This is a genomic window from Nonomuraea fuscirosea (assembly GCF_003001935.1).
GTDB lineage: Bacteria > Actinomycetota > Actinomycetes > Streptosporangiales > Streptosporangiaceae > Nonomuraea > Nonomuraea fuscirosea.
Map to the genome: position 1 here is coordinate 358339 of NZ_PVNG01000006.1, position 13274 is coordinate 371612.

Below are 13274 nucleotides of genomic sequence, written 5' to 3' on the forward strand. Positions count from 1 at the left end.
CTCACCTTAGGGAGGACTGTTGCCGTCACCACGTCCGCTGCGTGCCGACGCCCGCCGCAACCGCGAAGCGCTCCTGGAAGCGGCGCGGGAGGCGTTCCTCGCCGACGAGGACGCCCACGTGGAGGAGATCGCCCGCCGCGCCGGCGTGGCCGTCGGCACGCTGTACCGCCACTTCGACACACGCGAGGCGCTCGTCGCCGAGGTGTACCGCCAGGAGGTCGCCGAACTCTGCGCGGCCCCCGCCCGGCTGCTCGCCCAGCACTCCCCCGACGAGGCCCTGCGCGCCTTCCTGCTGCTGCTCGTGGAGCACTCGGCGGTGAGCAAGGGGATGGGCGAGGCGCTGGAGAGCATCATGGCGACCGACTCGCCGGTCTTCGACGACGCGCGCACCGAGATGGCCCGCGCGCTCGACCACCTCCTCGCCACGGGCGCCGCGGCCGGCCTGATCCGCGACGGCGTCAGCGGGCGCGTCGTGCTGCGCGGCCTCGGCGGCATCTGCTCGATGCGCGCGAACGGCTGGCAGGAGGACGCGATCCGGATCGCCACCATCCTGTACGACGGCCTGCGCCACGAGGCGGCGTCCACGGCGGGATCGCGCCCGTGACACATCCATGACACGGCGCTGACGGGGCGGGGACACAGACGGCCGACAGTGGTGGAGGCCCGGTTCCGGATGACGGGACCGGGGCTTCTCGTACCACAGGAAGGCTGATCGATCGTGACTGAACGCGTGCGCGTGGCGGTGCTGGCGGGCGGGCCGTCCGCCGAGCACGAGGTGTCGCTGCAGTCGGCGCAGGCGGTGCTGGACGCTCTGCCGAGGGACCTGTACGAGCCCGTCGCCGTCATCATCGACCGGCAGGGCAGATGGCCGACCCGGCTCGACCGCGACCAGGCGGACGTGGTCTTCCCCGTGCTGCACGGCCCGTACGGCGAGGACGGCGTCGTGCAGGGACACCTGGAGACGCTGGGCCTCCCGTACGTGGGCTGCGGCGTCCTGGCCTCGGCCGTGGCGATGAACAAGGTGGCGATGCGGCGCGCGTTCCTCGCGGAGGGCATCCCGATCACCCCGCACGTGTGGTTCACCGAGCACGAGTGGCGCGCCACCACCGACCCCTGGGGTCTGGTGAAGTCGCTCGACTGGCCGATGTACGTCAAACCGGCCGGCCTGGGCTCATCCATCGGCGTCTCCCGGGTCACCACCATGGACGAGCTGCGCGCGGGCGTGGAACTGGCGCTCGCCCACGACCGGAAGGTCGTCGTCGAGCAGGAGGTACGCGCCCGCGAGATCATCTGCGGCGTGCTCGGCGACCACGACACGCCCCAGGCGTCGGTGCCCGGCGAGCTCATCGTGCCCGGCGACTGGCTGGACTACGAGGCCAAATACCTCAGCCGGGCCGAGATCGCCACCATCCCCGCCGAACTGCCGGAACGGGTGGCCGAGGACGTGCGCGAGCTGTCGCTGCGCGCCTTCCGGGCGATCGACGGCTACGGCCTGGCCCGGGCCGACCTCCTCTACGAGCAGGACACCGGACGCCTGTGCCTGCTGGAGATCAACACCATGCCCGGCTTCACCGCCCGTTCCGTCTACGCCAGGGCGTGGGCCGCGAGCGGCGTCCCGTACCCGGAGCTGCTGCGCCGCCTCATCGACCTCGCGTTCGCCAGGAGCGGCTCGTGATCCCCATGACGCTGGGCGAGATCGCCCAGGTCGTCGGCGCGACGCCGCACGACGTACGGGATCCGCGGGCACGGGTGACGGCGCCCGCGGCGGTCGACTCGCGTGAGGTGGTCGCCGGCGGGCTCTTCGCCGCCACGGCCGGCGCCCGCGTGGACGGGCACGACTACGCGGGGGTCGCCGTCGCGGCCGGCGCCGTCGCCGTGCTCGCTTCCAGGCCCGTGGGCGTGCCCGCGCTCGTGGTCGAGGACGTCCAGGTCGCGCTCGGCCTGCTGGCCAGGCACGTGCTCAGCCGCATCGGCCCCACGGTGATCGGCCTGACCGGCTCCGTGGGCAAGACCACCACCAAGGACCTGCTGGCCCAGGTGCTCGAACGGCACGCGGCGACGGTCGCCACCGACCGGTCGTTCAACAACGAGCTCGGGCTGCCGCTCACCGTGCTGCGGGCCGACGCCGGCACCCGCTACCTGGTGCTGGAGATGGGCGCGGGCCGCAAGGGCGACCTGACGTACCTGACCGGGATCGCGCCGCCCCAGGTCGGGCTGGTGCTCAACGTCGGCAGCGCGCACGTGGAGCGCATGGGAGCCGGGCCCGCCGACATCGCCGAGGCCAAGGGCGAACTGGTCGCGGCCCTTCCCGCGGACGGGTTCGCCGTGCTCAACGCCGACGACCCGTACGTCATGGGCATGGCGGGCCGCACCGGGGCGCGGATCGTGCGCTACGGCCGGTCGCCGGAGGCGCCGGTGCGGGCCGGGGACGTGCGGCCGGCCGCGCCCCCGTCGAGCTCGACCTCATCGGCGAGCACCAGGTGGGCAACGCCGTCGCGGCCGCCGCCGTCGCGACCGTGCTCGGGCTGGACGCGGCCGAGATCGCCGCCGGGCTGAACGCGGCCAGGCGGCGATCATCGGGCCGGCTGGAGATCGTCGAACGAGCCGACGGCGTCACCGTCGTCGACGACGCCTACAACGCCAGCCCCGAATCCATGCGGGCCGGGCTGCGGGCGGCCAAGGCCCTGGCCGGGAACCGGCGTACCGTCGCCGTGCTCGGCGCGATGGGACAGCAGGCGGACGCCTCGCGCGCCCGGCACGCGGAGATCGGCCGGCTCGTCGCCGAGCTCGGCTTCGACCTGCTGATCGCGGTCGGACCCGGAGATCCGGTCGCGATGGCGGGCGAAGCGGCCGCCTCAGGACGGAACGTGTCCGTCCACGCCGTCGAGGACGTGCCCGCAGCCGTCACGCTGGCCACCGCCCTGCTCCGGCCGGGAGACGTCGTGTTCGTCAAGGCCTCCAGCGAGGTCGGCCTCGGGGCCTGCGCCCGCGCGCTGGCCGGCGCCTGACCACCCGCCTTTCATGCACATCGAAGCGAAACGGAGTTCCATGCGCGCCATCGGCCTCATCGGCGGGTTGAGCTGGGAATCGACGGTGATCTATTACCAGATCATCAACCAGCGGGTACGCGAGCGGCTCGGCGGCAGCCACTCCGCCGACAGCCTCATCTGGTCGGTCGACTACACCACGGTCGAGAACCTCATCTTCGCCGACCGCTGGGACGAGGTGAGCGCGCTGCTGACCGAGGCGGGCGGGAAACTGGAGCGGCTCGGCGCCGAGGTCCTGCTCATCTGCAGCAACACGTTCAGCCGGGTGAGCGACGACGTGGCGCGGGCCGCGAACGTGCCCGTGCTGCACATCGCCGACGCCGTGGGCGCCGAGGTCCGCGCCAGGGGGATGCGCAAGGTCGGGCTGCTGGGCACGCGCTTCACCATGGAGCAGCCCTTCTACCGCGAGCGGCTGGCCGCCCACGGCTTCGAGGTGGTCGTACCGGGGCGGGAGCAGCGCGAGCTCGTCCATCGCGTGATCTTCGAGGAGCTGGTGCGCGGGGTGCTGCGGGAGCCGTCCAGGGACGCCTACGCCCGGATCGTCGCCGATCTCGCCGACGACGGCGCCGAAGCCGTCATCCTCGGCTGCACGGAGATCGAGCTGCTGATCGGCGAGAAGGACACCGCCGTCCCGGTGCTGCCGAGCGCCCGCCTGCACGCGGAGGCCGCGGCCGCCTTCGCGCTGGCCGGCCCCGCCTTGATCGACCAGGGTCCGGCCCACTAGCCTGATCGCCGTTCTGCCGGAACGGCGGGGGCCGAGCGATCGCGCCCCGCCACCACGAAGGCTCGGGGGCCGACTGACGATGAGCGCGGAAGAGGACTTCGAGCAGGTCGGCGCGGAGCTGGCCGACCTGGGGGTACGGATCTCCCGGATGATGGGCCGTCCCGCGCTCAAGGACCAGGCGGGGAAGGTGTTCGCGAGCCTCCAGCGCGACGGGGCGATGGTGTTCCGGCTGGTCAGGGAGACCCCGGAACACGCGGCCGCGCTGCGGCTGGCCGGAGCGTCCCTGTTCGATCCTTCGGGGCAGGGCAGGGAGATGAAGGACTGGGTGGTCGTGCCGCACACCTCGGCGGGCCAGTGGACCGACCTGGCCGAGGCCGCCCACAGCCGCCCACGCTGATCTGCGGATGTTCGGCGACTGGCGGGGCTCCCTCGGCTGCTCCTCGCGGGCCACCGACGCTGAGTCGCTCCGATAATGTGGGCGGATGTTCCCGGACAAGGTCTACGGCGCCTCCACCCGGGTCATCGGCGACCCGGCGCGTACGGCGCTCCTGCTGCCTGGGCGCGGTTACAACCCCGCCCGGCCGCTGCTCCACCTGGCCCGCAAGGTCCTGCTGAGCCATGACTGGACCGTGCAGGAGATCTGGTGGGACGTGCCCGGCACGCTCGACCAGGCCGCCGCCCCCGGCTGGGTGGCGGAGCAGACGCGGCTGGCGCTGGCCGCGGAGGAGGCGCCGACCGTGTTGCTGGTGGGCAAGTCGCTCGGCACCCTCGCCGCGCCCCTCGCCGCCGGACGGGGCCTGCCCGCCGTCTGGATCACCCCGCTGCTCCACATCGAGGACGTGTCGAGCGCGCTCACCGCGACGGACGCGCCCACGCTGCTCATCGGCGGAACGGCGGACCCGAGCTGGCCCGCGGGGGCGGCGAATCGGACCGGACTGGAATACCTGGAGCTGCCCGGCGCCGACCACGGCCTGGAGCTGAGAGGCGACGCGATCGGATCGGCCGAGTTTCTCGTGCGGGTGACCGCGGCCATGGAGGCGTTCGTGGGCGGCTTGTCCCGCTGACCCCTCAGGAGCCCGGTATCTCGTTGTTGGAGTAGTAGGGCGCCGTGAACGGGAACTCGGTCGCCAGCCAGTGGCGCAGGGCGTCGTAGAGCTTGACGTAGAAGCCGGCCTCGTAGGCGGCGGGCGTCACCCACCAGCTCACGTCCACGTCATGAGCGAGCAGCTCCTCGGTGACCGGTTCGGCCGGCCAGCTGTCAGCGGCCGGCCGCGGTGGCCTGTGCCTGTTCGGCCAGGGTCCTGGCCAGGTCCACCACGATGGCGCGGCGGCGCGCGACGGCGGCCTCCTGGTCCGGCTCGTCCAGGATGAGGCGGCGCAGTTGCGGCACGGCGAAGTTCCACGCCACCAGCCCCAGGACGGTGAACAGCCAGTCCTGGGCCGTCTCCCGGCCCTCCAGGCCCGCCTCCACCAGGCCGTCCACGTGCCCGCGGTAGGACAGCAGGCGTTCCTCCCCGCCCTCGATCCGGTCGCCGGTGGTCTCCAGCGACTCCCACAGCAGCAGCCGGATCAGCTCCGGGTGCTCCTGGTACCAGTCGAACAGCTGCCCCACCGACTCGGGCAGCGTGCGCGGGTCGAGGGTCACCGCGTGGCAGATCTCGTCCATCTTGGCCCGCACGACCAGGCCGAACAGCTTCTCCTTGCCGCCGTAGTAGAGGTAGATCGCCTGCTTGTTGGCCTGCGCGGCGGCGGCGATGCGGTCGATCCTGGCGCCGGCCAGCCCATGCTCGGCGAACTCGGCGGTGGCGGCCTGAAAGAGCCGCTGCCGGGTCGCCTCCGCGTCGTATCTCATGCAGCAATTAAACCATCCAGTTGACTTTCTCGCCCAATCGCGGCAAGGTCTAAACCAACCAGATGGTTTATTTCTGAGAGGGATCATCATGACCACGACCACGCTCGCCCCCATGCCGACCGGCTCTCCCCTGCCCGCGGCGCTCGAAGACCGCACTGTGATGATCATCGGCGGCAGCTCCGGCATCGGCCTGGCCGCCGGCGAGCTGCTGGCCTCGGTCGGCGCCCGAGTCGTCCTCGTGGGGCGCGACAAGGCCCGCCTGGAGACGGCTCTCGACCACGTCCGCGCGACGCCCGGCGCCTCCGCGCTCGGGATCGCCGCCGACGGAAACGACGAGAGCGCGGTGGAACGAGCCCTCGACCAGGCCGGCCAGGTCGACCACGTCCTCGTGACCGCGGGCACCATCGCCGCCGGAGCGCTGCTCGACACGCCGCGCGAGCGGGTCAGCGAGGTGGTGGACGGACGCATCTGGGGTGCGTACGGCGTCGCCCGCGCCGCCGCCCCCCGCCTGCCCGCCGGCGGTTCGATCACCTTCACCTCGGGCCTCTACCTGATGCGCCCCGTCCCCGGAGCGTCGGCGAGCATCGCCGGCATCGGCGCGGTGGAAGGGCTGACCAGGGCACTGGCGGTGGAGCTGGCGCCGCGGCGGCTGCGGGTCAACGCCGTCCGCTACGGAGTGGTCGACACGCCGCTGGCACGTACGGCGATGGAGCTGGCCGACGACGCGGCGGTGGCGGCCGCGGGAGAGGGATTGCTGATCGGCCGGTTGGGCACGGCGCAGGAGGCGGCCTCGGCCTCGCTGTTCCTCATGGCGAACAACCTTATGACGGGCACGGTGCTCACCGTCGACGGCGGCCAGGGCCTGGTCTGATCTCCTGCCGCCGCCGACGGATCCGCCACGCGTCCTTACGGCAGGTTGAGCTGCCAGGAGACGCCGAAGCGGTCGTTGACCCAGCCGAAGCGGGTGCTGAAGCCGTAGGAGCCGAGCGGCATCAGCGCCTGCCCGCCCTCGACGAGCGCGCCGTAGAGCCGTTCGAGCTCCTCCTCGCTGCCGCACGTGACGTAGAGCGACATCGACGGCGTGAACTCGAATCCGTGCTTGACGAAGCTGTCGCTGCACAGGTGCTCCTGACCCGCCAGGGTGAAGCGGGCGAGCTTGATCGAGCCCTCCTTGCCCTGCTCGCCGGGGCCGTAACGGTCGGCGTGGACGACCTTGGCGTCGTCGAACAGCGACACGTAGAAGTTCATGGCCTCCTCCGCGTCGCCCTTCTGGAACATGAGGAAGGGAGCCACCTTCTGCAGCGGCGGCGCGGGCGGCGCCGCCTCCTCCTCGGGGGCGTAGAAGGCGGTGGTCCTGGCGACCGCGGCGGCGACCTCGTCGGCCGGCGCGCCCGCGGCCTGGTGGGCCTCGCCCCAGGCCCGGCAGGCGCCGGTGATGTAGGCGCGGCCCTCGTCGGTCTGGTGGAAGGTGGCCTCGTCGACCCGCTCGCCGCCCCGCAGGTGCAGAGCCAGGCCGAGCAGCGCCAGGTCCCAGCCGACGCCGACCGAGCCGGGGCCGAACTGTCCCCAGAACTCCGGCGGCACCTCGGCGGTGTGGCGCAGTTCGAGCTCGGTGCCGCCGTCCTTGCCGGTCAGGCGCACCTCGACCTCGGAGAAGCCGGGGTCGGGGCCGAAGAGCCAGCTGACCTTCAACAGGCTGGGCGGCTCACATCGCAGGATCTCGCCACCTGCGTTGCCCTCCAGCTGGTACGTGCCGCCCAGCCGCAGATCGCCGCTGACGGGCAGGAACCAGCGGGAGAGCCGGTCGCCGTCGGTGCACGCCTGCCAGACGTCCTCGATCTCGGCGTCGTAGTGGCGCCGCAGCACCACGGTCTTGCGTTCGCCGTCGAGCAGCTCCCTGTGCGCTTCGGCGAGCTCGTCGATGATCTTCCTCATGTGTCCTCCGTATCGTCTTTCCTGTGGCGTTCTCGCCTGCCGCGGGCCAGCTCCGTCGCCAGGGCGTCCAGGCGCTGGCTCCAGAACCCGCGAAAGCGTTCCAGCCAGAGATCGACCTCCTGCAGCGGGCCCGGCTCGACGGCGTAGAGCCGCCGGGTGCCCTCGGCCCGTACGCTGGCGAACCCGTTGTCGCGCAGCACCCGCAGGTGCTGGGAGACGGCAGGCTGGGAGATGCCGAACTCGCGCTGGATGACAGCGGTCACCTCGCCGGAGCTCTGCTCGCCGCCGGCGAGCAGCTCCAGGATCCGGCGACGCACCGGATCCCCGAGAACGTCGAAAGCGTGCACGACCGGAGTATTTCAGTACACGCTTATATAAGTCAATCCTTAGTCATCGAGGCCACGGGCGCTGAGCGCCTCCCCCAGCGCGTCGGCGTGCCGCAGCGACCCCACCACCAGCGGCACCGCGAACGCCCGCACGCTGCGCTCGACACCCCTGGCCCGCTGCGCCTCCCTGACGCGCGTGGCCAGCTCCGCCACCACCGGCACGCTGCGAATGGTCAGCGACAGCAGCAACGACACCCGGAACGGGTCCAGCCCCACGAACCTGGCCGGCGACAGGCAGCGCTCCAGCGCCGCCATCATGGCCGAGGCGCGGGTGGTGAGCGTCACCAGCCCGGCCAGCGCCACCGCCAGCACCACCCGCAGCACCGTGGACAGCGCCCCCTGCAGATCGACGAACAGCCACTGCATCCCGAACAGCGCCACGGCGAACCAGCGCACCGGCTTGACCTGCGCCCACGCCGCCGCCAGGCTCACCCGCGACAACGCGTACAGGCCCGCCACCACGACCGCGGCCACCCCCAGCGCCGCCGGCGAACCCAGCAGCACCAGCACCGTGCACGCCACCGCCAGCCCGGCCAGCTTGACGCCGGCCGGCAGGCGGTGCAGCGGGGAGGAGCCGGGGACGTAGGCGCCGAGCAGACCGTTCATGCCATCAGCTTGCGGTAGAAGGCGATGGCCTCGTCGGGGGCGCCGTCGGCGACGACGCGGCCGTCGTCGATCACCAGCACCCGGTCGAAGCCCGCCAGCAGCGGCAGATCGTGCGTGACCACGAGCACCTGCTGCGTCATCTCGCGCAGCAGGGCGGCGACCTGGCGGGAGTGGCGCAGGTCGAGCAGTGTGGTCGGCTCGTCCATGACCAGGATCCGCGGCTCCAGCACCATGACCGAGCACAGCGCCAGCAACTGCTTCTGGCCACCTGAGAGGTGGTGCGCGGGATGGTCGGCGTGGCCGGCCAGGCCGTAACGGCCGAGGACCTCCGTCACGCGTTGCTCCACCTCCGCGCGCGGCAGCTTGCTGCGGCGCAGGGAGAAGGCCACGTCCTCGGCCACGGTCGGCATCACGATCTGCGCGTCGGGGTCGGTGAAGACGAACCCGACGTCGCGCCGGATCCGCGGGCCCTTGCGGCGGGTGTCCAGGCCGAGCACGGTGACGCTGCCGGACGTCGGCACGGCCAGGCCGTTGATCAGGCGGGCCAGGGTGCTCTTGCCCGAGCCGTTGGCGCCGACCACGCCGACGCGGCTCTCGGACAGGGAGGCGGTCACGCCGCGCAGCACGTCGCGCTCGCCCAGGCGTACGTGCACGTCGGAGAAGTCGATGCTCATCTCAGACCGCCTCGAACGGACCCGGCGGACGCCGGTGTGGTGCCCACCTCACACCACCTCGAACAGGGCGGCCACGCCCAGGCCGCCGCCGACCGCGGCCGCCGCCAGGCCGAGCGTTCCCGGCGGGGCGCCGGCCCGGACGAGCCTGGAGAACAGCCTGGTCACCACGACCGCGCCCGTCGCACCCCACGGATGCCCGAGCGCCAGCGCACCGCCGTCGGCGCACACCCGCTCGTCGTCGGCGCCCAGCGGATCCAGCCCGAGCGCGTCGGTGACCGCGAGCACCTGCGCCGCGAACGCCTCCACGATCTCCACCGCCACGACCCGTTCCACATCCACCCCCGTACGTTCCAGCACCCGCCTGACCGCGGGCACCGGCCCCCAGCCGGGCAGCGCGGGATCGCACCCGACGACGGCTCCGGCCAGCAGCCGCATCCCCGGCAGATCTCCGCGCGACCGTTCCGGCACGAGGGCCACGGCGGCGGCGCCGTCGCTGACCGGGGAGGAGTTGCCGGCCGTCACTGTACCGCCCGCGACGAAAGCCGCAGGCAGGCGGGCCAGCGACGCCGCCCGCAGCGGGCGCGGGCGCTGGTCCTCCGACCGACCGCCGATCGGGACGATCTCCGGTTCGAACCGCCCGGCGGCGCGGGCGGCCAGGGCGCGGGCGTGGCTGCGGCAGGCGTAGGCGTCCTGCCGTTCCCTGCTGACGCCGCGGGCCGCCGCCAGCGCCTCCGCCGCCGGGCCCATGTCCGGGTCGGGACGGCCTTCGGGGGCGAAGGGCGCCCGCTCGTACGGCTCCGCCGCGCCCCTGAACGTGCGCCGCGGCGCGGTCGAGGCGCTCTCCGCCCCGCCGGCGATCACCAGGTCCGCCTCCCCCGCGCGGACGGCCTGCCCGGCCACCAGGATCGCGGCCAGGCCGGAGCCGCACTGCCGGTCCACGGTGAGCCCCGGCACCTCGTCCCCCAGCCCGGCGGCCAGCGCCGAGATCCTGGCCACGTTGCCGCCGGGCCCCATGCAGTTGCCGAGCACGACGTCGTCCACTCGCCGCCCCGGCACGTCCGCGGTCACCGCCGCGATCACCGGTGCGGCCAGCCGGTCGACGCCCAGCTCCCGGTACGCGTGCCCGGCCGTGCCGATCGGCGTGCGCCGGGCCGCCACCACCACAGGTGTGTCACTCATGTCAGACCAGCCGCCGCAACTCGGCATCGCCGGGCCGCCCCGCCAACTGGGCCGCGAGCAGCGCCTCCACCTGGGCCCTGGCCGGCTTGCCCGTGCCGGTGCGGGGCAGGCTCGGCAGCGCGTACCAGCGCCGGGGCCGTTGTGCCACGTCCAGCCGTCCCCGGGCGGTCGCCTCCAGCAGCGCGCGTGACGGCGGCGCCCCGGCCTCGATGATCGCCGTCACCACGGCGCCCAGGGACGGATGCGGCGAGCCGACCACCACGATGTCGCCCACGCCCGGCACTTTACGCAGCACCTCCTCGACGTCCTCGGGCACGACGGTCGCGCCGCCGGTCTGGATCGCGCCGCCGCCGCGCCCGCGCAGCCGCAGCGGCTCTCCTTCCCGGTACGGCTCCGCGACGTCGCCCACGCTCACCCAGCCGGCTCCGTCACGCCGCAACGGGCCGGCCGCGCCGCCCAGGTAACCCTCGGCCAGCCACGGCGACCGCACCCAGACCTCACCCAGCGAGCCCTCGGCCGGGCTCTCCATCGCACGGACCTCGATCTGCACGCCGGGAAAGGGCCGCAGCCCGCCGCCGTCGGCGTCCACCGCCACGAACGACAACTCGGTCGCCCCGTAGTACGCGACCACCCGCACCCCGGCCCGCGCCGCCAGCCCCCGGACGTCCGGGTCGAGCGCCGCGCCGCCGACCACGGCCGTCCGCAGGGAGCCGGGCCGGTCGAGCACGTCCGGCAGCCGGTGCGGCACCAGGTGCACGGCGGTGGCCTCGTCCAGCAGGGCGTCCAGCGACCCGCCGGGCCAGCGGCCGGGCACCATCGCCGTCGCGCCGGTGGCCAGGGCGTGCAGGGCGGCGAAGGAGTAGAGGGAGGACAGCAGCGGCCCCGGCACCAGTACCACGTCATCCGGTCCGATGCCGGTCAGGTCGTTCAGGTGCGGGTAGGAGGCCGTCCACGATTCGCGGCTGCGTACGACGGCGCGGGGCCGGCCGGTGCTGCCGGAGCTGAAGCACGCCCACGCCCGGTCCCCGGGCCGGGGATCATGCCGCACGGGGGCGCCGGCCACGTCTGGCAATGGCTCGTTCACCAGGACCGGAGCCTCAGCGCCCGCGACGCCCGCCCATCTCGCGGCGTCCCACGTGTGGTCGCCGACCAGGGGCGTGGCCCCCGCCAGGTCGGCCGCCAGCACGGCGACGAGCAGCTCGACCGGATCGGCCAGGCCGATGCCGACGAGCGTGCCGGGGCCCGCGCCCCGGTCCAGCAGATGACGGGCGGCGCCCTCGATCTTGTCGGCGAGCTCTTCGTACGTCAGCTCGCTCAGGGGGCCGCGCACCGCGAGCCGGGCAGGGCGCTCGGCGGCGTGCGACATCACATGGTGCGCTACGGGCATGGAAGGGTCAACGCCCCCCGGCGCGGAGTCGTTCCTGGTGCACGGCCGGCACCGCGTCCGGATAGGCCCGCTGCACCCCTCTGACCACGACGGCGGCCAGCACCACCTTGATCAGGTCACCGGGCAGGAAGACCTGGGTGAGCTGCGCCGCGTTCGCCAGGGACACCCCGGTGACCAGCGCCTGCACGGGAATGCCGACCAGGTAGACCACACCCATGCCGCCCACCAGGCAGGCCATGAGCAGCCGGACGAGACCGGGGCTGCGGCCCGCCCGCTCGACCAGCCAGCCGGTCACCGCCGCCCCCGGGATCCACCCGAACAGGAACCCCGCCGACGGCGCGGTGAAGACCGCCAGCCCGCCCCGCCCGCCGGCCAGCAGCGGCAACCCCGCCGCGACCAGCACCAGCAGCACCACCACGGCCAGCGCCGCCCGCCACGAGCCGAGGATCGCGCCCGCCAGCATCACGCCGAGCGTCTGCAGCGTGATCGGGACCACGTTGCCGAAGACGTTCAGCGTGCCGGGCAGGCCGAGCACCGCGATCAGCGCCGCGAACACCGCCACCCGCGCCAGGTCACCCGTCGGGAACCGGCGCTGCTTTCCTGCATTCGTCATGGGGTCGATCCCACACCAGAACGGTCACGTGGGGGCATGGAGGTATCCCACAACATTCCCGCCGATCATCTGCGAGGATCGATACCGCCCCCGCCCCGCGGAGACATCTTGCCGCAGTTCCCTGCCCCGTGCCGGACGCCGACAGGAGATCACGGATGACCATCCGCGCCGACGCCCAGTCCTTCGACCGGGTCGCCATGGAGTACGAGCGACTGCACGAGTTGCAGGGCGACTCCCTGGGGGCGTGGCTCGCGGAAGCGCTGCCGGCCGGCGGCGGGCGGGCGCTGGACCTGGGCTGCGGCACCGGCAAGCACGCGGTGGCCCTCGCCGAGCGGTTCGCGCACGTCGACGCCGTGGACCTCTCCGGCCCGATGATCGACCTGGCCCGGGCCAGACGCCCCCGGCCCAACATCGCCTACCGGCAGGCGGACCTCCTCGACGTCGAGGGCGCCGGGCGTTACGACCTCGTGCTCAGCGTCGCGACCCTGCACCACGTACCCGACCTGCGGGCCGCGCTGCGGCACATCAGGACGCTGGTCGCACCCGGCGGGCGGGCCGTGCTCGTGGACACCGTCTCGCCGCGCCCGGCCAACCCGCGCTGGTGGCTCTACGGCGGCGCCGTACGCAAACTCCTGCCCAACCTCGTCCGGCGCGGCCCGGCGCCGGCATGGGAGATCTTCCGCCTGTCCACCGGAGCCTGGCTGGACCACCGGGTCAGCGACCGCTACCTCAACCGCGAGCAGTTCGAGCGCGGCTACGGCGAGATCTTCCCCACCGCCCGCTTCCACAACGTGGGCCCGCACGCCATGATCTGGGACGCCGGCTAGCCAGGCGCGGCATGACCGGCGTGCGTTGCCGCCTCGATCGCCTG

General features: G+C 73.4%; 18 protein-coding genes. 9 read left to right on the forward strand and 9 right to left on the reverse strand.

The annotated features are described in order from the left end of the window. Nucleotides 1–19 precede the first annotated feature (19 nt). The 7 genes from B0I32_RS16930 to B0I32_RS16955 all read left to right on the forward strand — a co-directional run bounded on the left by B0I32_RS16930 (nt 20) and on the right by B0I32_RS16955 (nt 4835). Complete coding sequence (locus B0I32_RS16930) at nt 20–604, forward strand: TetR/AcrR family transcriptional regulator (RefSeq protein WP_106239969.1); 585 nt, start codon at nt 20–22, stop codon at nt 602–604. Between the two features lie 114 nt (nt 605–718). Continuing rightward, on the forward strand, nt 719–1675 hold the full coding sequence (locus tag B0I32_RS16935) for a D-alanine--D-alanine ligase family protein (RefSeq protein ID WP_106239971.1): 957 nt from the start codon (nt 719–721) through the stop codon (nt 1673–1675). Between the two features lie 5 nt (nt 1676–1680). After that, the gene (locus tag B0I32_RS59860; protein ID WP_245955871.1) at nt 1681–2556 is read left to right on the forward strand and encodes a UDP-N-acetylmuramoyl-tripeptide--D-alanyl-D-alanine ligase; all 876 of its coding nucleotides are present in this window, start codon (nt 1681–1683) and stop codon (nt 2554–2556) included. Next, nucleotides 2481–3008: a glutamate ligase domain-containing protein gene (locus B0I32_RS59865; RefSeq protein WP_245955861.1), complete on the forward strand. Its 528-nt coding sequence runs from the start codon at nt 2481–2483 to the stop codon at nt 3006–3008. The genes B0I32_RS59860 and B0I32_RS59865 overlap by 76 nt, the downstream gene beginning before the upstream one ends. 40 nt (nt 3009–3048) lie before the next feature. Continuing rightward, nucleotides 3049–3771 carry an aspartate/glutamate racemase family protein gene (locus B0I32_RS16945; protein WP_106239973.1) on the forward strand — a complete coding sequence of 241 codons (723 nt, stop codon included), beginning with the start codon at nt 3049–3051 and terminating at the stop codon, nt 3769–3771. 79 nt (nt 3772–3850) lie between these two features. Beyond that, complete coding sequence (locus tag B0I32_RS16950; protein ID WP_106239975.1) at nt 3851–4168, forward strand: hypothetical protein; 318 nt, start codon at nt 3851–3853, stop codon at nt 4166–4168. An 85-nt stretch (nt 4169–4253) separates the two neighbouring features. Continuing rightward, nucleotides 4254–4835, forward strand: a complete 582-nt coding sequence (locus B0I32_RS16955; protein ID WP_106239977.1) for an alpha/beta fold hydrolase — start codon at nt 4254–4256, stop codon at nt 4833–4835. Nucleotides 4836–4839: 4 nt separating this feature from the next. Here B0I32_RS16955 and B0I32_RS16960 read toward each other — a convergent pair whose 3' ends face one another. Both B0I32_RS16960 and B0I32_RS16965 read right to left on the reverse strand, forming a co-directional pair. Then, nucleotides 4840–4977, reverse strand: coding sequence for a hypothetical protein (locus B0I32_RS16960; protein ID WP_181307467.1), 138 nt, complete (start codon nt 4975–4977; stop codon nt 4840–4842). Nucleotides 4978–5029: 52 nt separating this feature from the next. Further along, nucleotides 5030–5623 (reverse strand): TetR/AcrR family transcriptional regulator, encoded by a 594-nt coding sequence (locus B0I32_RS16965; RefSeq protein ID WP_106239979.1) that lies wholly within the window; start codon nt 5621–5623, stop codon nt 5030–5032. Nucleotides 5624–5711: 88 nt separating this feature from the next. Between B0I32_RS16965 and B0I32_RS16970 the strand changes: the two genes are divergently transcribed. Next, a complete protein-coding gene (locus B0I32_RS16970) occupies nt 5712–6494 on the forward strand; it encodes an SDR family oxidoreductase (protein ID WP_106239982.1) in 783 nt (260 codons plus the stop codon). Nucleotides 6495–6529: 35 nt separating this feature from the next. Here the strand turns inward: B0I32_RS16970 and B0I32_RS59870 are convergent, their stop codons facing one another. From B0I32_RS59870 to B0I32_RS17010, 7 genes are read right to left on the reverse strand one after another with little or no spacing between them, the layout of a single operon-like run. After that, nucleotides 6530–7558, reverse strand: coding sequence for a VOC family protein (locus tag B0I32_RS59870; RefSeq protein WP_146178200.1), 1029 nt, complete (start codon nt 7556–7558; stop codon nt 6530–6532). Then, complete coding sequence (locus tag B0I32_RS16985; RefSeq protein WP_106239984.1) at nt 7555–7905, reverse strand: ArsR/SmtB family transcription factor; 351 nt, start codon at nt 7903–7905, stop codon at nt 7555–7557. Before B0I32_RS16985 ends, B0I32_RS59870 begins: the two co-directional genes overlap by 4 nt. Before the next feature lie 39 nt (nt 7906–7944). After that, nucleotides 7945–8550 carry an energy-coupling factor transporter transmembrane component T family protein gene (locus tag B0I32_RS16990; protein WP_106239986.1) on the reverse strand — a complete coding sequence of 202 codons (606 nt, stop codon included), beginning with the start codon at nt 8548–8550 and terminating at the stop codon, nt 7945–7947. Beyond that, nucleotides 8547–9224: an energy-coupling factor ABC transporter ATP-binding protein gene (locus B0I32_RS16995; protein ID WP_106239988.1), complete on the reverse strand. Its 678-nt coding sequence runs from the start codon at nt 9222–9224 to the stop codon at nt 8547–8549. The genes B0I32_RS16990 and B0I32_RS16995 overlap by 4 nt, the downstream gene beginning before the upstream one ends. Nucleotides 9225–9272: 48 nt before the next feature. Further along, entirely contained in the window at nt 9273–10403 is a 1131-nt protein-coding gene (locus B0I32_RS17000) for a thiolase family protein (RefSeq protein ID WP_106239990.1), read from the reverse strand. Nucleotide 10404: 1 nt separating this feature from the next. Then, a complete protein-coding gene (locus tag B0I32_RS17005; protein ID WP_106239992.1) occupies nt 10405–11790 on the reverse strand; it encodes a class I adenylate-forming enzyme family protein in 1386 nt (461 codons plus the stop codon). Between the two features lie 7 nt (nt 11791–11797). Next, entirely contained in the window at nt 11798–12403 is a 606-nt protein-coding gene (locus tag B0I32_RS17010; protein ID WP_106239994.1) for a biotin transporter BioY, read from the reverse strand. 155 nt (nt 12404–12558) lie between these two features. Here B0I32_RS17010 and B0I32_RS17015 point away from each other — a divergent pair, with 155 nt between their 5' ends. Continuing rightward, nucleotides 12559–13230, forward strand: a complete 672-nt coding sequence (locus B0I32_RS17015; protein ID WP_106239996.1) for a class I SAM-dependent methyltransferase — start codon at nt 12559–12561, stop codon at nt 13228–13230. Nucleotides 13231–13274: the final 44 nt, after the last annotated feature.

Bases quoted from the DNA above. Each gene is read 5' to 3' on its own strand.
- B0I32_RS16965 (WP_106239979.1), bottom strand. From the start codon at position 5,623: ATGAGATACGACGCGGAGGCGACCCGGCAGCGGCTCTTTCAGGCCGCC.
- B0I32_RS59860 (WP_245955871.1), top strand. From the start codon at position 1,681: ATGACGCTGGGCGAGATCGCCCAGGTCGTCGGCGCGACGCCGCACGAC.
- B0I32_RS16995 (WP_106239988.1), bottom strand. From the start codon at position 9,224: ATGAGCATCGACTTCTCCGACGTGCACGTACGCCTGGGCGAGCGCGAC.
- B0I32_RS16945 (WP_106239973.1), top strand. From the start codon at position 3,049: ATGCGCGCCATCGGCCTCATCGGCGGGTTGAGCTGGGAATCGACGGTG.
- B0I32_RS16990 (WP_106239986.1), bottom strand. From the start codon at position 8,550: ATGAACGGTCTGCTCGGCGCCTACGTCCCCGGCTCCTCCCCGCTGCAC.
- B0I32_RS17015 (WP_106239996.1), top strand. From the start codon at position 12,559: ATGACCATCCGCGCCGACGCCCAGTCCTTCGACCGGGTCGCCATGGAG.
- B0I32_RS59870 (WP_146178200.1), bottom strand. From the start codon at position 7,558: ATGAGGAAGATCATCGACGAGCTCGCCGAAGCGCACAGGGAGCTGCTC.
- B0I32_RS17000 (WP_106239990.1), bottom strand. From the start codon at position 10,403: ATGAGTGACACACCTGTGGTGGTGGCGGCCCGGCGCACGCCGATCGGC.
- B0I32_RS16970 (WP_106239982.1), top strand. From the start codon at position 5,712: ATGACCACGACCACGCTCGCCCCCATGCCGACCGGCTCTCCCCTGCCC.
- B0I32_RS16955 (WP_106239977.1), top strand. From the start codon at position 4,254: ATGTTCCCGGACAAGGTCTACGGCGCCTCCACCCGGGTCATCGGCGAC.
- B0I32_RS17010 (WP_106239994.1), bottom strand. From the start codon at position 12,403: ATGACGAATGCAGGAAAGCAGCGCCGGTTCCCGACGGGTGACCTGGCG.
- B0I32_RS17005 (WP_106239992.1), bottom strand. From the start codon at position 11,790: ATGCCCGTAGCGCACCATGTGATGTCGCACGCCGCCGAGCGCCCTGCC.
- B0I32_RS16950 (WP_106239975.1), top strand. From the start codon at position 3,851: ATGAGCGCGGAAGAGGACTTCGAGCAGGTCGGCGCGGAGCTGGCCGAC.